Origin of the sequence: Halobacillus salinus, from assembly GCF_004684905.1 — a bacterium.
Taxonomy (GTDB): Bacteria; Bacillota; Bacilli; order Bacillales; family Halobacillaceae; genus Halobacillus; species Halobacillus salinus.
The window spans coordinates 203092-219557 of sequence record NZ_SRJC01000001.1; the positions used below are offsets into that span (position 1 = coordinate 203092).

Genomic DNA, 16466 nt, shown 5'->3' on the forward strand with positions numbered 1-16466 from the left:
AATGGAAAGTACGGAAAGTAAGATATTCGAAAATGTCTTAATTGCTTTAGCAGATCCCACCCGTCGAGAGTTACTTGACCTACTGGCCTTAAGAGGACAAGCTACAGCAACAACATTAGCAACTACGGTAACTGTATCTCGTCAGGCGGTTGTTAAACATTTAACAATATTAAAAAACTCTAAGCTTGTTACCAGTGATCGTGTTGGACGGGAAGTTAGATATAAAGTGTGTCCACAGCAACTCTCTTCAACAGTAGAGTGGATGGCAGATTTAGCTGCGGATTGGGATAGAAAGCTAGCATGGATAAAGCGCATAGCAGAAGATGATAAATGAAAGTTTAAATCCCCCATTTATTCAAAAGCTTTATTAGAATAGATTATCAAGTCATTCAATATAAGGGGAGGGGTAAGTCGCTTACAATGTATTACACTGCTTTCGGGAATATTGAAGAATGAGTTTAAAGGTATTGTAAAATTAAAGTCCCTATCAAAATATCTATCATTGGTTCAAAAGGGTTTGTTTAAGGTTCCTGTCTTTAGTTAAATAATTCAAGAAAGTGAGTGGAATAGGTATGAATAATCTTTCTCAAATGAGAATTCAAAAACCAGCAAATGATATTTTTGAAGCGTTTGTTAATCCCGAAGAAATAGGCAACTTCTGGTTTTCCTCAAGCTCTGAAAGATGGGAGGAAGGAAAGACAATTACTTTAAGATATGAAGAATATGATGCACAAGGCGATATAGACATAACAGAAATTCAAGAAAATAAGAAGATTGTTTTTGAGTTGCCAGGAGATCATAAAGTCACGATTAAATTTGTCCAAGAAGAAGGCAGCACAATTGTAGAAGTTAAGGAAGAAGGATTTGATGAAAACAGTGATGACCTAATTCCTCAGTTATTAGATAACAAAGAAGGCTGGGTGTATATGCTTACATGTTTGAAGGGATATATGGAGTATGGGGTCAATCTTAGAGCATCATTGGTTAAGTGCGACACAAATTAAAAGGCAGACAGGGTGTATATGAACTCAGCTATTTTTTCTGCTTTTGGGTTATTCATATTTACCAAGCATCCTCCGTTTTCAAAAGAAAAAATATAATGTCACCTTTAAATTGAGTCTTTAATTAATGAGAGCGATAATTCAATAAAAATATTGTTCTTCTTAAGTTTTGTAGTACTTGGATAAGGCTGTAGAGAAGAGGTGATTTTCTATATTTATCAGCACTTTCTTCTTATTGATTGGTATTTGGGGAGTATCCTCACCACATTCCTGGTGGTTGATCGGAGAGAGTTGGAAATCAAAGCGTGCAGATGGACCTTCCACATTTTTTATTTGGTGTACAAGAATTACGGGGGCACTCTTTGTGGTGGTAGGGGTTATCGGAATCATTGCTGCTCTTAGCTAAACCTAACTGAACAAGAGTAAAGAAAGGGGGATGCGCTATCGAAAAAGAGAAGGATGGTAAAGTAATATTATTAACCATAGGTTGGTTATCTGCTGTATTAGCTTTCGGCTTTTTCCCATTTTTCCTTGGAGCAGTTGCCATAAGTATGGGAGTTGTCTTGAGAAGGGATTATGATGTTGATAAACAAGGTACTAGCTTAATTTTGGTAGGAATTATAGGTATTGTCCTCGGTACGTTGATAGGTGTATTAGCCCCCTTGTGAGTCGCTCAGATATAATAACTAAGAAAGAGGTGAGAACTATAAAAGTTTCAATCATTATTATCGCCATTGTATCACTGATTGCTTTAGTGTTGACTTTGCTCGTTGCAGGGAAAAGTGATGACAACTATTCAAGCTCCACGAAAAAGCATTTATCCTCCCTTACTGCCATCTACGTGGTAGCTATTGCTGGAGCTCTTATTGCCTTGGGGATATTTATTATTAGTTGATGTTCTTACATCTTATGGTTATATGTAACGCTTGAAGCCATTCTCTTAAGCTTGTCTTCAGCTAACAGAAGGACCCCTTTAGTAGCAGTACTCCTATAATCTCAGTATTAATTGACTTAGGATAAACAGGACAAGTAATATACCAATTCCCAACACGCTATACCCTAAATGCTTGCGTTCCGACAAGTACTCCCCTTTAATAGCTTTCCAATCCGGTAAGAAAAAGCTGATTACGCGGACAGCTATTATACCGATCATAACTAATACGACAGCTAATACTTCCATAATGATTACTCCTTTTACATAAACAGTTACCCCTTCTTTACTATATAAAACTAAGGGGAGTAGATAAGTCCTTTTTTCGGAAAAAGTATTGAGTTCTTGAGTTTTTTTGAAATAATTGGAATTAGGGGGGAGGAGAACATATGCCGAAGATTTTAAAAGTATTAATATTTTGGACGCTCATCGTTCCCACCATCATTACGATCCTTCGTATTGCGTTAGACTTTTTTTTAGGCAGAGAGGTTGAATTGCTATCCTATTCAGCGGTTTTCTTAGGTATCGCTGCTGCGGGATTAGTGTTTGCGGGGCCATTAAATTATTTAATATCAAAATCCAAAGAAGCTTAAAATCTGCTAATATCATGTTTTACTAATGGTGCTTATCCTTAAAGGGATAGGCCTCTTTTTTTATGGTTAATAATTGAGATTTCATTTACATTTTGAAATAATTGGAACAATTCATGTAGACGCCCAATAAACAACCAGAGGCAAGGAAGTGAGTAGGATGAAAACTCTTAAGGTGTTATTTGGAATAGTTGTCATCGTTCTTGTTATATCCGCATGTCAAACGGATGATAAAGACACATCTACACCAACTAATGATGATATATCTCAAGATGGGGTGGCACTGGAAGAAGAACCGACAATTATTCTTCAAACGAACTCTGACAACCTGGCTGCTGAGACAGTCTTAGAATGCTGGGTGGAGAATTGCAGTGAAGAGACAGCAACATCCACGGAAATCAGATCGATCGACAATGCAACGGAAGAAATCTCTTCTAATCCCGTTCGGAGTGGTACGGAGATTAAAGTCAAGATAGAAGGAAGCAAGCCAGATCGTTTAAGTTATAGAATGAAAGAAGACAATAGGGTGATAAGTGAATCACTAGAAGATCCAGTGATCGAAGTCTATGGCGAAGGTAAGAAGCAATATTTATTATCAGCCGAGTGGCGAACGGAACAAGGAAAGTTTCAAGGCTTAAAGACGATAGGATTTGTGTTAGACGTGGAGAAAGAAAAAGGTGAAGAAGTGAAGGAAGTAGAACTAAGGGATACAACGTTTATACATAACGGAGAGTCCTATCCAGCAGAATTCCATGTAAACTGCATAAATGAGACTGCTTGTGAAGCACCTCCTACTAATGATGTTGATCCTTACAGTGAATGGGAAGATGAGGTGAATCTAGCGGAAATGGATGCCGATATTGGAGATGAAGTGAAAATCGACTTTCCGAAAGGTGTTCCAGCACCTAAACGACTTTCTATTCACAAACAACAGGGTGCGACAGGAAGGCAGGAATCTTTACAGGGCAACGTTATCGAAATCATGGGGGAAGAAAATAGGGAGATCAGGTACATTGTTCACGCGGAATGGATGAGGAAAGGTGACAAGACAGCGGATGTACAGTTTGGCTTCATTGTACCTAATCCAACACTGAAGGATTAATTTTCAAAACGGCTATCACTCATTTAGGTACAGGAAGGGTGACAAAAGGGAGGGATTCTTGTGGGAAAAGTTAAAACGCAGCCGTTAATAATAGTGGCTTTACTAATGAGTTCGATTTCAATGGCGCTATATGCTTACCGAAACTATGCGAATCAGGAAATAGGCAATGGAATAGTATTTACAGTATTATTTTTATTTCTATTTGGACTTGTTCTGTATAGCTTTATAAGGAATAAAAAAATAAATGACGAAGATACAAAATAAGATCTATCTAAACAAAAGTTCCTTCCATATATACTACTGTTAAACGGTAAGATATTGGAGGTCTTTTTTATGTGAAGACTATTCTAACTTGGCGAAAACGAGATTTATAGTCCCTGGAAAGGATGGCCTATATGAAAAAAATAAAAGTGTGTTACATCTTGAATTCTATTGTCACAGGGCTTCTGGCGTACCTTGCCGCTAGCTTTTTTGCTGGTGGGACCATTGCAGAGAACTTTAGTGGGGAAGAAGTTTACTACCCAGAATTTTATATGACGATGGCAGTTTGGGGGTTAGGTGTAATAGTAGGTTTGTTCCTTTACTTCAGCAAAATCCCTGGCTTATTTTTAACGATTTCGATCCTGATTACTTGGATAGCGATCCCCGCTGGTATTAATATAGGTTGGAATTTGGCATTCTCATGAAATAGAAAAGGAGTGGTCATTGTGGTTAAGTCTATAAAAATACAGTTCGCCTTGATCCTGTTCGCTGCCACCTGTTTTGTGATTCATTCATTCTCTTATATTGAGTTTATTGGTGAGGAAAAGTTTTTACCTGTTCGGATACTCTTCTATTTCATCATGATTTCATCGGTTTTTAATGCAGGGTTGGTCACACAAAAGTACATACATTCAAGAAAGAAGAAAAGGTCCTCAGCGCTTTCTTAATGTTGTTGATCCGTTTGGCGTAAGGAAGAGTAATAAAAGGATGAAAATTCCAAGTATGATAAACTTATAGTATCTAAGGTGGATAAAGGCAGGGGTAAAATATGAAAAGAATAGTAATAATTCTTGTTCTCTTTTTATTATCTGGGTGTATTGCGGAAGAGTATGATTTCACCCCTCCTACCGTTTCCCTTACGCATCCGTATGCAGACCAAATTGAATTGGAAGAAGCCAATATTAATTGGGATTCCGATAAAGAGTACTCAAAAGAAACAGAAGATATTTATGCGCTTGCCGAAGAACAAGAACAAAAATACTACAGTTCTGGTGAGCAAGTACGAATAGATTTTGATAATCAAGATTTTCTGATTGAGGATCTAAGTGCTTATCTATGGCAGAACGGTAGCAAGACGGAATTACAGGTGAAGGATCAAGAGTTCTCTTTCCCTGATGAAGAAGGGGAGTATCTAATTGTGGTAGACCTTCTATCGGATAATGGAAGTGCTCAATATGTGGGGAATATCATCCTGGAGGAACAAAGTTGATTTAGCTTTTATTTCAAAACGGGGGAGTAGATTATCCATGCAGAAACAGATGAAGGTTGTACCTTTAACATTAGACTTGTTAAAAGATGTTAACAAAGCGAATGACCCTTTTTCGATTTTCGGAAGAATTGTACCTAGCTTTCATCATGGCTCCTGGTCCATCGAAGAAGAGCTGTTTGATGAATCGAAAGAGACCCGTTTTCCTGACGATCATCTGGACTGGGAGTCTTATATCGATCGAAAAGATAAAGCCGTCTTCCTCGCCTATTTGGAGAACGAGTGTATCGGCCAGGTTAGAATCATCAAGGACGTTACACGGTTCTGCTACATTGAAAACATTGCGGTGAGAAAAGAATATAGAAAGCATGGTGTGGGGGCTATACTCCTGGATGAAGCAGAGGAATGGGCGCGCGTGCAAAAACTGATCGGCCTGTCGCTGGAATCCCAAGATGATAATCTGGCCGCATGCCGGTTTTATATGAAGCACGGATTCCGATTAGGCGGGGTGGATGTCTACAGGCATTTACACAACCAGCATATTGACAAGGCGTTGTTCTGGTATAAACCTTTTGAGAAAGATGTAGATCCGACTTAGATCATTATCCTTACTATAGCTCAAGAAAGGTGATTTTGTATGGCTGATAAGGGCATTGAAGAGTCGTCCTTTCAGGGAAGCAACCGAGAGCTGTTTTATGTATCTATAATTCTAATTATTTCGTTGCTATCTGGGAAATTTAATGTCGAAGCTAAATATGGCGTTATACCTCTATTGGTCATTTTAGCTATCGACATATATAGAAGAAATAAACGGTACAAAACAATGAAGATTACGGCAATAAGTATTTTGGTTTTGCTTTATATTTTTTCATGAGAAGGAGCGCAGGAAGAACTAGTTCATAAAGAGTGGTGATAAACCAATGATAGGAGTAAGTATAGCGACGAAGTGGGAATACAAAGCGACATTGGAATACTACAGCGTAAAAGATGATGAACGCTTCCATTATCCTTATGGCGAGTATTTCATGAGGACCCTTAAAGATAGGGAGCTTGTTTTTTATAGTACCGGTGTAAGAAAAGTGAATGGTGTTGGTGGGAATCAGTATATGATTTCTAAATTTAATTTGACGAAAGTGATCGTTGCTGGAACTTGTGCAGGAATAGATGATGAGTACAGTAATTTGGATATTTTTGTTCCTGATAAAGCCGTACAATATGATTGCACGGTAAAAGAGACCGAGCCACTTATCAAAGAATCCTTCATAGTCGATATCGATCTATCAAAATATGATGCTGATTCTTATACAGGAACAATCGGCACCGCTGATAGAGCAGTTGTGATGTGGAAGGACTATTTAGAACTGAAAGAAAACGGAATAACCATAGCGGATACAGAAGCGGGTGCCATTGCTTATATCTGTAGGAAGAATGATGTGGAGTGCATTATTATAAAGGGAATATCTGATTTTCCAACGGTTGAAAGTGGCTCTGATCCATCTAAATCGAATGTAGAACAAATGAATATTTACATAGAAAACACTCCTAAGGTTATGAACAAGATATTTGGCGATTACTTAAATAGATTCATTTGAAGTAATTTGGAGGGGATGTATTGAGTATCTTACTAGACTTACTAAATTTAGCTGTGTACACACCTTTTCTAAACGTGGATGAAGAAGATATAGGTAGAAATATGAAGTATCTAAAGAAACATCATTGGTTTCGAAGTTATCTTGAAGATGAAAAGTACAGGGAAATAATTATTCATCATAAAGAAGTGCGGCAATGTATAGGGAAATTCAATAGAGATCAACTTCATAAATCTTCTTATCAAAAGAAATGCCAAAGAAAGTTATACAAGGTTTTACAAAAAGGTTGTTAATTCATCACTGTTATTTCGAAATTTGATCAGGTTTATATTTCTTAATCGAATTCTATTAAGGTGGAGAGGATAACATGAAAGTCAAACAGAATGGTCATATATTAGGTTCATTATCTGTTCTCACAGTCGTGATTTCATTTATTTTCTTTCTTGTTGAAAGAGGGCCTGATGCAAACATTTCCCTAGGAATTACAGTCTTAACTACTCTCGGGGTCTTAGGGGTAATATTTGCCGTGCTTGCCGGTATAGCAAGAAAATGGGGATGGCTTGCTGCAGGTGTAATGGGGAATGGTGTTGTATTAGTTTTTGCTTACTTATTATGGATCGCTGCAGGTATTGGCGGGGTATAACCAGCTTAGTAATTAGTCTCGAAAATATTATATGTTCAACTATCAAAAGGTGTAGTTTATGCACTGTAATAACAGTCTAGGATTCATTCTTCAGAAGCCTGGACTGAAGGCTGGAGGGGTGGAACGGTGAGGGTCATAATGGTAAGTTTCGCATTTTTCATCTTAATCGTATCTGGTTGTTCCCCTGGCGCCGATGAAGGCGGGCTGTTATCAAGGAGCCAGGTGTTGGAGATGAATCCTGATGCCGACTTAATAGAATTAGAGGATGGCTCCGTATATAAGCATGGCGTGATCTGGATAGAGGAAAAGGAATATGAAAAAGGAGAGAAGATAGGAGAAGTCAAAGAGGGGATGGCGACGGAAGCTCCTGTTGGCGCTGTAATCTATCAAACTAAAGATGAGTCTCCTGTGCTCATACTGGAATACGACGGGATTTCTAAGAGGTATTTGTTGCAGATGGGGGAGTGATTTGATTGGATTAAAGAATTTAATTATGTAAGGGGGATAGAATGAAACAATTCATCAAAATAAATATATTTAGTATATTGTATGCCTTTGTATTGTTTCTAGCTGTGGAAATCGGAGTGAATGTGCATAGAATTGGGGCTTTGCTTCGTTTGGATTTAGACGTGGTGATGAGAGGGATTACCTATCTTTATATAATCGGCTTTATTCTCTTTAGCTTCTTATTCTTTCAGGTAGCTAAAAAATGGATGGAACAGAAAAAGACCTATCTCTGGTCTATCATTCTTTGGGCGCCTTATTTCGTTCTTTTCACATACATATTTGTTTTATTATTTCCTATCAAGAATCCAGGATACGACCCGGGTCCAGGAGCTGGGATTGTCATTGTTTTTACTATAATGGCTTATCCTTTTTATTTATTGCTGCTAAATTTATTAGGGGCAGGGATAGGTAGGGAAAAGAGAAATTGAGCTAGGAAGGAGGACTATCATGACTAGGAAAGATTTAAAAGGTTTGATCGCTTTAGCTTCCATATTAGCTGTGATTGGCTTTATATTGATGTTTTTCAGTGTCGATTTTGGGACATCACTCGCTGGAAATTGGCTAGCACAACGAGGAGGAGTTGAAACTTCGATCTATTTGATTGCTGTCGAAGGGTATATTGAAAATTTTTTAGTTTCTGGCAGTATCCTTTTTGGTATTGCTCTGGCTGTCGTTACTTTTTCCTATTACAAGCTGTTGGAAACTAGAGAATGATAGTATGCTTCACATAAGTTTTATAGCATAGTTAGGGGGAGAGATCAGAAGTGGATTTTAATAAACTCGATACATACATTATCTTAATGCTTACAATAGGGGTCCCGTGCTTAACCATTGTTCCTCAATATAATTTGCCTGTCTACATCATGTATCCAGCACAGGCAATCGGAATCGTCTTAGTGATTCTAGGTCTACCAGCTTCACTAGTACGTCTGAAATCTTACAAAGTGAATAAATAAAAAAATCAAATAGTTATTTGAAACTTTTCCCATATCTATTCGTATGGAACTATTAATACATAGAGATTACACGAAGAAGGGAGGGATAGAATGCGATTAATCGTCTCAGCATTGGCAGCGATGTTTCTACTCGTTGGATGTCAACAGGATATCAACAATGGGTATAGTGAGGTCTCCATTCAAGATCAGGATGGTCAAGTTCTGGTGACTTCATCTGACTTCAAAGGAGCGAGTATTGATGAGAATCAAGGCCGCGTCCTAGTGACGGCGAACTTCAAGGGCAGCGATACTGCCGAAGAGGTTACCGAGCAGCACTTGAATGAGAAGATCTATGTTTATCTAGGAGATAAGGAAATAGCATCTCCGACTGTTCAAACGGTCATCACTAGTGACTCCATTCAAATTGCCGGTGATTTCACGAAAGAAGAAGCGGAGCAATTTGTAGATGTCATTAATCAGTAGTTTTGAGATGAATGGAAGGTCATGAGGATGACCTTCCATTTTCTTTCCGCAATAGTCCATTTAATAAAAGGGGGCGTTAATATGCTGATGGTCAGGGAGAATATCGAGGGGGAACGTTATCATCAATTATTGGAATTACTAGTGAAGCATTGCGATCGTTTTGCATTTGTTGAACGAAGAGACATGATGGAGAACGAAGAAACACGACTTGCTTATATCGAGGATTGGACAGGCGATATTCAAGAGGACTTAATCGAGAGGAAAATTCAGAAACGATGGGTGACGACAACACTTTTTGGGGCTACTGCATACGTGTTTTACTACCATTTCAATAACCGTACAAAGCGATTCTTGAAAGAACAGAGCCGTACGCTTTTTGACTGGGTCAGCCCAGAACTGCCTGAAGACTTGATGTTCTATCATCAGGATACATGTATGCTGGCTGGATGCTCTCACGAGGGTTATTTTATGGTGGATGAGGCGCTGTGGAACACTTTCTCATCAAGCTGATTGTGTAAGTCATACATAAACTTCACTGTTTCCTAAGATTGTTGTGGGAATAAATGTATGTTAGATTTTGTGCTGGTACCTAAACTCAGGCTGATGGATTGGAGGATAAGGGTGAAGGGCAAACTGTTTCACATACTTAATATTATCGTGCTGATCCTTATGTCAGCAGTATGCTTGCTCGCTTGGTTCGGAAATGCGATGAGCCAGGTGACGTACACGTCGATAAATTTTGCAATTATGACCACGTACGTATGGTGGGGTGCTTTTTACTGGATTCAGTTTTCAAGAAAAGAGACGGCATGGCGGGTGATTTGGTTCGTCATCTCGATAGGGGTCGTGTTCTATTGGATGTCTGGTGGAGGCGCAACTTTTTATAACGCATTTTTAAAATGAAAAAATGGCTGACCCCATGCTAGGGTCAGCCATTACTTTTGATGCAACACCTCAAATATTTCTTACCAACGCACATCGATGCCTTCAAATTGAAGTTTCTCATAATCTGGAACCACTGAGGGAGAGACCCTGACGATCGTCAGAGATTTCAACTTCAAGAGGTCTTCAGCGGTACCGTCGAAGGAAGAGTTGATCAGGTTCAGGTACTGGACATTCTGCAATCCATCCGCAACACTGCTCAAGTCTTTAACAGTCGGACCGATGAACTTGACTTGTTCAATAGTCGGAACTTCTTTCAACAGTTCCACCGGAATCATAGCCTGGTTCAGTTTGAGTACTTTCAGTGACTTCATCGCTTTGAAATACTCGGGGGCCGCTTCCACATCGTAAATCCCGTTCAAGTGGGAGGCGTTAATGGTTAATTCTTCGAGATCCAATAAGTCGCCTTTAGTAAGAGCTTCTGGTTCTTTATCCAAGGAACGCGCAATCGACCGTAATGTTAGGTCCTTCATAGAAACCGGTTCTTCTGCTCCGACAACCTTTTCGAATTGTCTTTGAGAAGCGCCGCTTCCGGATTTCTCTTTCGTCAGAGATTCCCCGTCCTCTGACAGATAAGTCAGCTCAGCTGAATAGACCATATCGTATTCTTCAGCCAATTGAAGCACGGCAAACAAGTCGAGGTCGCCATTTTGGAAAGCTTCAAGGGAAGGGGCTTCTGTGTAGGAAGTCTCCAGCATCTTCTCATTCGGTGAGAAAACGAAGGAGATTCTTTCCCCTTGCTCATCTTCCGTAACGCTCACTTGTTTTCCGTTTAGAGCTTGAACGATTTCTGTCATCTGTTCTTTGTTGGCGGGTTCCTCGGTATGAATCATTCCTTTGATCTGTTCTATTTTCTCCTCAAGCGTCGGTGGTTCTTCCTTTTCTTTTTCCTCTTCTTCTGGCATCGGTTTATCTATCACTGTCTCCTGATCAGGGGAGGCAGGAGCTTGGAATGGATTTCCTGAAGTGAAGAAGTAAAAGGATCCAGCTAAGACGAGTAATGTGGTCATGACGGTCAACAACCTTGGAAAGCCCTGATTCCACCAAGATGAGCGTTTCTTCTGTGTATGGCTGTAAAATCGTCGGCGGTCTTCCTCTGTGAAGAGAGGACCTTTGCTGATTTGATCATCGATCGCCTTTTTTAAATTCTTGTTACTCAAGAGTCAGTCCCTCCTCGTTGACGTGTTCCCGTAACATATGGCGTGCTCGCTGCATGCGCGTTTTCACGGTCGATAATGGTGTATCGGTTACGTCCGCGATTTCTTTCTGCGTCATGTTCTGTTGAAAGGTGAGAATCATCACTTCCCGGTATTTGACGGGAAGGTTCAGGATGGCTTTTGCGACTTGCTGCCATTGTTCATTTTGTATAATCGTATCTTCCGGCTGCTCGGGGTCTTTTTTATCTAACCATTGATCCTTTACGAGCTTGATCCGGTGAAGAGGAGAGCGTAAATAGTCTTTACATCGGTTGATGGCTATCCTCATCGCCCAAGTCTTCAATTGGGATTGGCCGTTGAATTGGTCCCATTTCCGATAAATGAGGATCAGCACCTCTTGGAAAAGGTCGTCTGTCGTGTGGTGATTCTTCACATAAGTGTAGATAGTGCGTTTCATCACCTCACCATAATGGTGCATAATGTATTCGATTGCTTCGTCACGTGAGAAGTCTGCTTGTGTATGTCCGGTCACCGGGCTCTCTCCTTTCTTCAATGATTAGACGTCGGGGAGGGTGGGAAGGTCCCAAACTTCAGGAAATACTTTGTATGGCACTGTACGAATGAATTGTAGTATGTAGAAGGCCAGTAGAGAATGCTGGCTTTTTAAATGACATCTACGTTTCAGTGGTTATTATTTCCAATGAAGTGTAGTTTTGATATGATATATTTGCTGTTTATTATATAAATAGTTTAAAGGATTCATATAAAAAAGGAAGGATAGTTTGAAGAAGTTATACATTCATATACTGAATATCGTGGCTCTTGTTTTATATTTTATTTTCAATGCGTTTGCTTATCTGGGTATGAATTTCACAGTACCAACAGAGCCTTATACGGCGGAATATACTTTTTTAGGTAGTTTTTATGTGCTCTTAGGGGCTTTCTATTATCTTCAGATTAAATATAATTCTATCGGGAAATTCTTGATCATTATTGTTATGGAAGTGGTTTTCCTTTATGTGTGGGGATTAAATGGACAGTCCTTATTGGAGCCACTGCTTGAGTAGGGAGAATATTTTCTTCCGGTCACATTTTAGATAGGAGTGAAGAAAATGAATCGAGTGGATGTAGCTTACGCGTTCCTCTTTGATGAGGAAGAAGAGAAAGTGTTGATGGTGAAGAATAGAGGCGGGCGCTGGTCTTTGCCTGGAGGTGCTGTGGAAGTAGGGGAAACCTTGGAACAAGCTGCGATCAGGGAAGCCAAAGAAGAAACGAATCTGACAATAGAGGTTGGGGACATCGTAGCTGTCAATGAAGCGTTTTTCGAAGAGAAGGGACACCATGCCTTGTTCTTTACGTATAAAGCGAGGATCGTAGAAGGTAGTTTGCAGATTCTACATAAAGATGAGATTGAAGAAATCCAGTGGGTGGATATAAAGACCGCAAACAGACGGATGCCTTACCATCCAGGTGGGGTGGAAACGCTGCTTGAATCAACGGCTCCGTATACATTACAAGCTTGAGAATTTCTGCTTGGTATATCGGATAACTGGGACGATTATTCTATATAGGATAATCGTCTTTTTTTGGTATTAATTGTAATTTTCAGTTATTATGGACCAAAGAGATATCGAAGATTTTTGTTACCCTAAAGATTGTGTGAATGGAGGTGGTCACAGTTTGAAGAGATTCATGGATTTACTTGGGAAGTTCACGATCATCTTATCTACGGTTTTGTTTGTAGCGGATTTTTTTATCGGAGCGGATCTCTGGGTTTTCTGGTCAACTGGAGTCATCCTTCATTCGTTTACGGTCGGATATAGTCTTTATGCAGAAGAAGGTAGGAAAATATGGGGTGGCGTCATTATGGGGACTGTTTTAGGTGTGTTTCTGACAGTTGCTATACTCCGAATCTATTAACTGCAACTCGAAGTAGAGGAGAGGGAGGCGAGTAATGAGAACCATACTTTTCTTGATTGTGCTTGTTCCAGCAATCCTATTCGACGATGTCATCACTGCTTTTATCCAAAATGTATTCAACACCAACTCTTTTTTTACGGGAGTTATTTATGTACTTACGGTTGCCTTGGTTTTATCTGTAGCTCTGCTCATGCACAGAAAACGGACTACAGAAGATTAATATACTTATTGGCAGATAGAAAAAAGCACCTCAAATCGGTGCTTTAATCTGTTTTGATCTGCTCTCTTAACTCATCTGTCATTTGTTCTACTAGTTCGGGTCTCCCGTGGAACTGGGCAGGGGTATTTTGGAATAAGACAATTTTCCAATCGCCATTTATATATTCTAAAGTTAAAGTGTGATGCGTATTCAAGTCAGGGTTTATGTCAGAACCTCCTGGTGGGACCATTCCGGCGATAGCTCGGAGAATAGCTGCCTTCTCACCGAGGAAAATAACTTCTTTAACCTTCGTTATAAATGGGGGAGTGGGGTGATCTCTGAAAATAGGCTCTAAATGAGCATATATGTCTTCGGATCCTTTCGATATGCTTCCATCAAACCCGATACTCTCACCAGATTCAGTGAACAAACTCGCCATCCCTTTCGCATCGCGGTCGTTCCAGGAGGAAATCAATTGTTCATAAACGCTTGTTATCGCTTCTTCATAGGTTGCCATTCCATCACTCCTCTTTGGTTACATGATAACATTCTTTCGCATTGTGGTTCTTTTCGTGTAAGTGAACATAGGGAAAAAAAGGGGGAATAAAGGTGAAGATGGTCTGTTCTGACATAACCAGTCTGACGAATTGGAAGAGGGTTTTTGAGTATGCAATTGATCACTCCACAAGTTTCAGCATCGTATTTCCTGAAGGCGAACCGGATGATGAGAACCCGTTGTTGACCGGGAAGAGTGATTTTTTACGTTTGGAGGAGGTGACGGTAAACACTTGGGATGGAATGGCGGATTCGATCATAGTATCGGGAAGGTTGTGTAACGAGGCGTTGAACACATTTCGCAAGTATATGACTCCATCGTTTTCAAATGAAGGTGCGTTATTGTGGCATTTCGATCTGTTCAACGAGATGAATCCGGTTATGAGTATTTCTGACTTCCACGTATGTATCTTGCATCTCGATCAACAGGCTTTGGATGTGATGAAGCAAGAAAATTTATCTCTAGAGACATTCGATTTTATGTAGATGAACCCCTTGACCAAGATGGTGAGGGGGGCTGCCGCTTCCATTCTATAATGTGTATCTCTCTTTCAATTCCTTCATATGCCTCCTGATATCTCCGTTACTATCACGAGATAGATTGTTTATTATCTTTTTGAGAAGCTTTACCGTCTCCTCTTGAGATTCATGAAGGTAATGTTCTATTTCATTCCCGATTACACCATCGATGGCTTCTCTGACTAGTGGACTCGAATGCTCTGTAAGGTTTAATAACTCACCCAAATACCACTGTGAATCATCCGTGTAAGCAAAATCGAGGATCACTTCCTCAATCAAGTATTCGTCTTGACCTGAAAAGATGGCTTCTGCTTCTTCCTTTGTCCAATTCCCACCATCCATCTCCGTCCCGGGATCTTGATAAGTTAGATTGGCTAAGAATGCTTCAAAGCTAGGAGCTACCTTGATTACCTCTTCTGTATCTGCTTCGATGTAGATTACACTTGGTGCACCTGCTGAATAATCCAGAGCAAACCAGGCATTGCCGTCCCCACTGAAGATGAGAATATCTTGAGGAAGATTCCACTCCTTAATTAAATAGGGACTGTCTTCTAAGCCAGGTTGACCGATACCGTATAGGTGATCGATAGGGAAGAGGATGTCTCCTTCCCCAATGACAGAATTGTACTGGAGCATCCCACCATTCTGCTTTTGCACTATTTTTCTATAGCTTGGTGGCAATTCAAGGTTGTGTTTGCTTTCAAAAGCGTCGAAATCCTGCCTGGTGATACCTTTTAACTGGTATGGGTCATCTTTGTAATCGGTTTGCCATACGTCCATGCTCGTGCATGCCTCCTTGGGGTTGTAAACATAGGTTATAAGGTCAAAGCGGTAAGTGCGGTTCCCTATACGGGTTAAGAACATTCAGCCAATTTTCCGTTTCCGCCTTCATCCAACTTCCGAAGCCATTCAAGAAATCTAAGATGTCTTCTGCATTTGATAGAGGGTTGATGGCGTACCAAAGTGCTGTTCTCATGTCTTGTTCTTTTTCCGGATAATGCTTCGTAAACAGCTCATAGGCTGGGTACAAGTCCCTTGTGTACGACTGCTCTTGCACGATGACTAGCGCAAGTCCCGCCCTGACGATGATTCTCATGATCCAGGAACAGCAGTCTTCGATGTCTTCTGTGTCCTCATTCCCCGTCAGTTCCTGCTTGGCTCTTTCAATCAGGGGTGCGAGGTGAATCAGATGTTCATTCGCTAAGGAGCTGTCGGGCTTATAGTCCGGGAGTTTATGTATCAAGCTTTCCCCATAAATACAGATGCCGTAAGTTTTCAGAATGAACGGGATCATCGAGCAATGAGTTGTTTGTTCGAACTCACTTAGAGGGGAGAATCCTAGTTCTACACCGTTTATGAAGCGGAATCTTTCATTGATCAGCTGTTCGGTTTCTTCCGTCCAATCTAGGTTGAGGTTTTGGGGCTCGGAATAGGTGATGATGACGACGTCGAGATCCGATACCCCGTCGATGTCCATCCCTCTTGGAACAGAGCCTCTGAGATAAATGCTGTGGATCTCTTCGGACAGAGCGGAAAGGCAGCTTTCAGTTACGAGTCGGATGACTTCTTGGAACCTGTCATTGATTTTGGATGAATCGGATTGGTTGATGATATAGCCTTGATCGTCTACAGGACACAGGGATCCTATAGGTTTGATATCGGTCATTTAATTCCTCTTTTCTATTTTTAATAAGAACTGCAAGGTCAATCGTCATTCTCTAATTTTCTTTCCCACGTGATCTCATACACCCATTTGAAAAAGGTCATGAGAATAGAGAGGCTGATGATTTCTAATGGATGGAAGGATGTGAATACTAACTGCCATAGGGAAAGGCCAACAACCATGAATAAGAAGAACCTTATATAATCGAACATCTTACACATCCTCTCCTCTGGAATTGGCTGAAGGTCACGTGGACTGCTGC

31 protein-coding genes are annotated in these 16466 nt (G+C 40.3%); 24 read left to right on the top strand and 7 right to left on the bottom strand.

Translation table 11 applies throughout. The annotated features are described in order from the left end of the window. Nucleotide 1: 1 nt before the first annotated feature. The 3 genes from E4663_RS01130 to E4663_RS20335 all read left to right on the top strand — a co-directional run bounded on the left by E4663_RS01130 (nt 2) and on the right by E4663_RS20335 (nt 1407). The gene (locus E4663_RS01130; RefSeq protein WP_135326365.1) at nt 2–334 is read left to right on the top strand and encodes an ArsR/SmtB family transcription factor; all 333 of its coding nucleotides are present in this window, start codon (nt 2–4) and stop codon (nt 332–334) included. Between the two features lie 238 nt (nt 335–572). Then, nucleotides 573–1004, top strand: coding sequence for an SRPBCC family protein (locus E4663_RS01135; RefSeq protein WP_135326366.1), 432 nt, complete (start codon nt 573–575; stop codon nt 1002–1004). A 232-nt stretch (nt 1005–1236) separates the two neighbouring features. Next, on the top strand, nt 1237–1407 hold the full coding sequence (locus tag E4663_RS20335) for a DUF6199 family natural product biosynthesis protein (RefSeq protein ID WP_479680732.1): 171 nt from the start codon (nt 1237–1239) through the stop codon (nt 1405–1407). Nucleotides 1408–1989: 582 nt separating this feature from the next. On the opposite strand, the gene E4663_RS01145 is transcribed toward E4663_RS20335, so the two are convergent. After that, nucleotides 1990–2181 (bottom strand): hypothetical protein, encoded by a 192-nt coding sequence (locus tag E4663_RS01145; protein WP_135326367.1) that lies wholly within the window; start codon nt 2179–2181, stop codon nt 1990–1992. Nucleotides 2182–2321: 140 nt separating this feature from the next. On the opposite strand from E4663_RS01145, the gene E4663_RS01150 reads away from it, so the two are divergent. The 16 genes from E4663_RS01150 (at nt 2322) to E4663_RS01225 (ending at nt 10152) form a co-directional block, all read left to right on the top strand. After that, the gene (locus tag E4663_RS01150) at nt 2322–2525 is read left to right on the top strand and encodes a hypothetical protein (protein WP_079478991.1); all 204 of its coding nucleotides are present in this window, start codon (nt 2322–2324) and stop codon (nt 2523–2525) included. A gap of 157 nt (nt 2526–2682) precedes the next feature. After that, nucleotides 2683–3624: a hypothetical protein gene (locus E4663_RS01155; RefSeq protein WP_135326368.1), complete on the top strand. Its 942-nt coding sequence runs from the start codon at nt 2683–2685 to the stop codon at nt 3622–3624. Between the two features lie 60 nt (nt 3625–3684). Continuing rightward, on the top strand, nt 3685–3888 hold the full coding sequence (locus E4663_RS01160; protein WP_079478993.1) for a hypothetical protein: 204 nt from the start codon (nt 3685–3687) through the stop codon (nt 3886–3888). 158 nt (nt 3889–4046) lie between these two features. Next, on the top strand, nt 4047–4310 hold the full coding sequence (locus E4663_RS01165) for a hypothetical protein (RefSeq protein ID WP_158290388.1): 264 nt from the start codon (nt 4047–4049) through the stop codon (nt 4308–4310). A 344-nt stretch (nt 4311–4654) separates the two neighbouring features. Continuing rightward, on the top strand, nt 4655–5095 hold the full coding sequence (locus E4663_RS01170) for a hypothetical protein (RefSeq protein WP_135326370.1): 441 nt from the start codon (nt 4655–4657) through the stop codon (nt 5093–5095). 37 nt (nt 5096–5132) lie between these two features. Further along, nucleotides 5133–5690: a GNAT family N-acetyltransferase gene (locus E4663_RS01175; protein ID WP_193554832.1), complete on the top strand. Its 558-nt coding sequence runs from the start codon at nt 5133–5135 to the stop codon at nt 5688–5690. A gap of 322 nt (nt 5691–6012) precedes the next feature. After that, nucleotides 6013–6684 carry a 5'-methylthioadenosine/S-adenosylhomocysteine nucleosidase family protein gene (locus E4663_RS01180; RefSeq protein ID WP_135326371.1) on the top strand — a complete coding sequence of 224 codons (672 nt, stop codon included), beginning with the start codon at nt 6013–6015 and terminating at the stop codon, nt 6682–6684. A gap of 20 nt (nt 6685–6704) precedes the next feature. After that, nucleotides 6705–6974, top strand: coding sequence for a hypothetical protein (locus E4663_RS01185; RefSeq protein WP_135326372.1), 270 nt, complete (start codon nt 6705–6707; stop codon nt 6972–6974). A gap of 74 nt (nt 6975–7048) precedes the next feature. Further along, nucleotides 7049–7324 (top strand): hypothetical protein, encoded by a 276-nt coding sequence (locus E4663_RS01190; protein WP_135326373.1) that lies wholly within the window; start codon nt 7049–7051, stop codon nt 7322–7324. A gap of 126 nt (nt 7325–7450) precedes the next feature. Continuing rightward, nucleotides 7451–7792 carry a hypothetical protein gene (locus tag E4663_RS01195; protein WP_079479002.1) on the top strand — a complete coding sequence of 114 codons (342 nt, stop codon included), beginning with the start codon at nt 7451–7453 and terminating at the stop codon, nt 7790–7792. A gap of 41 nt (nt 7793–7833) precedes the next feature. Continuing rightward, on the top strand, nt 7834–8259 hold the full coding sequence (locus tag E4663_RS01200; protein WP_135326374.1) for a hypothetical protein: 426 nt from the start codon (nt 7834–7836) through the stop codon (nt 8257–8259). Between the two features lie 19 nt (nt 8260–8278). Next, nucleotides 8279–8545 (top strand): hypothetical protein, encoded by a 267-nt coding sequence (locus tag E4663_RS01205; RefSeq protein WP_135326375.1) that lies wholly within the window; start codon nt 8279–8281, stop codon nt 8543–8545. 50 nt (nt 8546–8595) lie between these two features. After that, entirely contained in the window at nt 8596–8787 is a 192-nt protein-coding gene (locus E4663_RS01210; protein ID WP_079479005.1) for a hypothetical protein, read from the top strand. Between the two features lie 90 nt (nt 8788–8877). Continuing rightward, on the top strand, nt 8878–9249 hold the full coding sequence (locus tag E4663_RS01215) for a SecDF P1 head subdomain-containing protein (protein ID WP_135326376.1): 372 nt from the start codon (nt 8878–8880) through the stop codon (nt 9247–9249). 81 nt (nt 9250–9330) lie between these two features. After that, nucleotides 9331–9759, top strand: a complete 429-nt coding sequence (locus E4663_RS01220; RefSeq protein WP_241657085.1) for a stage III sporulation protein AH — start codon at nt 9331–9333, stop codon at nt 9757–9759. A 111-nt stretch (nt 9760–9870) separates the two neighbouring features. Further along, nucleotides 9871–10152 (top strand): hypothetical protein, encoded by a 282-nt coding sequence (locus E4663_RS01225; RefSeq protein ID WP_079479007.1) that lies wholly within the window; start codon nt 9871–9873, stop codon nt 10150–10152. Nucleotides 10153–10214: 62 nt separating this feature from the next. Here the strand turns inward: E4663_RS01225 and E4663_RS01230 are convergent, their stop codons facing one another. Together E4663_RS01230 and E4663_RS01235 are read right to left on the bottom strand one after the other, a co-directional pair. Beyond that, on the bottom strand, nt 10215–11351 hold the full coding sequence (locus tag E4663_RS01230; RefSeq protein ID WP_135326377.1) for a hypothetical protein: 1137 nt from the start codon (nt 11349–11351) through the stop codon (nt 10215–10217). Then, the gene (locus E4663_RS01235; protein WP_135326378.1) at nt 11344–11880 is read right to left on the bottom strand and encodes a sigma-70 family RNA polymerase sigma factor; all 537 of its coding nucleotides are present in this window, start codon (nt 11878–11880) and stop codon (nt 11344–11346) included. Before E4663_RS01235 ends, E4663_RS01230 begins: the two co-directional genes overlap by 8 nt. Before the next feature lie 250 nt (nt 11881–12130). Between E4663_RS01235 and E4663_RS01240 the strand changes: the two genes are divergently transcribed. The 4 genes from E4663_RS01240 (at nt 12131) to E4663_RS01255 (ending at nt 13488) form a co-directional block, all read left to right on the top strand. After that, the gene (locus tag E4663_RS01240; protein WP_135326379.1) at nt 12131–12415 is read left to right on the top strand and encodes a hypothetical protein; all 285 of its coding nucleotides are present in this window, start codon (nt 12131–12133) and stop codon (nt 12413–12415) included. 45 nt (nt 12416–12460) lie between these two features. After that, complete coding sequence (locus E4663_RS01245; RefSeq protein ID WP_135326380.1) at nt 12461–12871, top strand: NUDIX hydrolase; 411 nt, start codon at nt 12461–12463, stop codon at nt 12869–12871. A gap of 157 nt (nt 12872–13028) precedes the next feature. Then, nucleotides 13029–13268, top strand: coding sequence for a hypothetical protein (locus E4663_RS01250; RefSeq protein WP_135326381.1), 240 nt, complete (start codon nt 13029–13031; stop codon nt 13266–13268). Nucleotides 13269–13302: 34 nt separating this feature from the next. Further along, nucleotides 13303–13488, top strand: a complete 186-nt coding sequence (locus E4663_RS01255) for a hypothetical protein (protein ID WP_135326382.1) — start codon at nt 13303–13305, stop codon at nt 13486–13488. 43 nt (nt 13489–13531) lie between these two features. On the opposite strand, the gene E4663_RS01260 is transcribed toward E4663_RS01255, so the two are convergent. After that, nucleotides 13532–13984, bottom strand: a complete 453-nt coding sequence (locus E4663_RS01260; RefSeq protein WP_135326383.1) for an SgcJ/EcaC family oxidoreductase — start codon at nt 13982–13984, stop codon at nt 13532–13534. Nucleotides 13985–14076: 92 nt separating this feature from the next. Here E4663_RS01260 and E4663_RS01265 point away from each other — a divergent pair, with 92 nt between their 5' ends. Next, nucleotides 14077–14508: a hypothetical protein gene (locus E4663_RS01265; RefSeq protein ID WP_135326384.1), complete on the top strand. Its 432-nt coding sequence runs from the start codon at nt 14077–14079 to the stop codon at nt 14506–14508. Nucleotides 14509–14553: 45 nt separating this feature from the next. On the opposite strand, the gene E4663_RS01270 is transcribed toward E4663_RS01265, so the two are convergent. The 3 genes from E4663_RS01270 to E4663_RS19650 are packed head-to-tail and all read right to left on the bottom strand — an operon-like array spanning nt 14554 to nt 16416. After that, entirely contained in the window at nt 14554–15321 is a 768-nt protein-coding gene (locus E4663_RS01270; RefSeq protein ID WP_158290389.1) for an SMI1/KNR4 family protein, read from the bottom strand. A gap of 43 nt (nt 15322–15364) precedes the next feature. Further along, nucleotides 15365–16207: a nucleotidyltransferase gene (locus tag E4663_RS01275; protein ID WP_135326386.1), complete on the bottom strand. Its 843-nt coding sequence runs from the start codon at nt 16205–16207 to the stop codon at nt 15365–15367. Nucleotides 16208–16245: 38 nt separating this feature from the next. Then, a complete protein-coding gene (locus E4663_RS19650) occupies nt 16246–16416 on the bottom strand; it encodes a hypothetical protein (protein WP_158290390.1) in 171 nt (56 codons plus the stop codon). Between the last annotated feature and the right edge of the window lie 50 nt (nt 16417–16466).

Excerpts from the sequence above, each read along its gene's own strand:
- E4663_RS01255 (WP_135326382.1), top strand. The coding sequence starts at position 13,303 with ATGAGAACCATACTTTTCTTGATTGTGCTTGTTCCAGCAATCCTATTC.
- E4663_RS01180 (WP_135326371.1), top strand. The coding sequence starts at position 6,013 with ATGATAGGAGTAAGTATAGCGACGAAGTGGGAATACAAAGCGACATTG.
- E4663_RS01200 (WP_135326374.1), top strand. The coding sequence starts at position 7,834 with ATGAAACAATTCATCAAAATAAATATATTTAGTATATTGTATGCCTTT.
- E4663_RS01190 (WP_135326373.1), top strand. The coding sequence starts at position 7,049 with ATGAAAGTCAAACAGAATGGTCATATATTAGGTTCATTATCTGTTCTC.
- E4663_RS01145 (WP_135326367.1), bottom strand. The coding sequence starts at position 2,181 with ATGGAAGTATTAGCTGTCGTATTAGTTATGATCGGTATAATAGCTGTC.
- E4663_RS19650 (WP_158290390.1), bottom strand. The coding sequence starts at position 16,416 with ATGTTCGATTATATAAGGTTCTTCTTATTCATGGTTGTTGGCCTTTCC.
- E4663_RS01130 (WP_135326365.1), top strand. The coding sequence starts at position 2 with ATGGAAAGTACGGAAAGTAAGATATTCGAAAATGTCTTAATTGCTTTA.
- E4663_RS01245 (WP_135326380.1), top strand. The coding sequence starts at position 12,461 with ATGAATCGAGTGGATGTAGCTTACGCGTTCCTCTTTGATGAGGAAGAA.
- E4663_RS01270 (WP_158290389.1), bottom strand. The coding sequence starts at position 15,321 with ATGGACGTATGGCAAACCGATTACAAAGATGACCCATACCAGTTAAAA.
- E4663_RS01155 (WP_135326368.1), top strand. The coding sequence starts at position 2,683 with ATGAAAACTCTTAAGGTGTTATTTGGAATAGTTGTCATCGTTCTTGTT.
- E4663_RS01260 (WP_135326383.1), bottom strand. The coding sequence starts at position 13,984 with ATGGCAACCTATGAAGAAGCGATAACAAGCGTTTATGAACAATTGATT.
- E4663_RS01220 (WP_241657085.1), top strand. The coding sequence starts at position 9,331 with ATGCTGATGGTCAGGGAGAATATCGAGGGGGAACGTTATCATCAATTA.
- E4663_RS01135 (WP_135326366.1), top strand. The coding sequence starts at position 573 with ATGAATAATCTTTCTCAAATGAGAATTCAAAAACCAGCAAATGATATT.
- E4663_RS01275 (WP_135326386.1), bottom strand. The coding sequence starts at position 16,207 with ATGACCGATATCAAACCTATAGGATCCCTGTGTCCTGTAGACGATCAA.
- E4663_RS01175 (WP_193554832.1), top strand. The coding sequence starts at position 5,133 with ATGCAGAAACAGATGAAGGTTGTACCTTTAACATTAGACTTGTTAAAA.
- E4663_RS01215 (WP_135326376.1), top strand. The coding sequence starts at position 8,878 with ATGCGATTAATCGTCTCAGCATTGGCAGCGATGTTTCTACTCGTTGGA.
- E4663_RS01205 (WP_135326375.1), top strand. The coding sequence starts at position 8,279 with ATGACTAGGAAAGATTTAAAAGGTTTGATCGCTTTAGCTTCCATATTA.
- E4663_RS01170 (WP_135326370.1), top strand. The coding sequence starts at position 4,655 with ATGAAAAGAATAGTAATAATTCTTGTTCTCTTTTTATTATCTGGGTGT.
- E4663_RS01150 (WP_079478991.1), top strand. The coding sequence starts at position 2,322 with ATGCCGAAGATTTTAAAAGTATTAATATTTTGGACGCTCATCGTTCCC.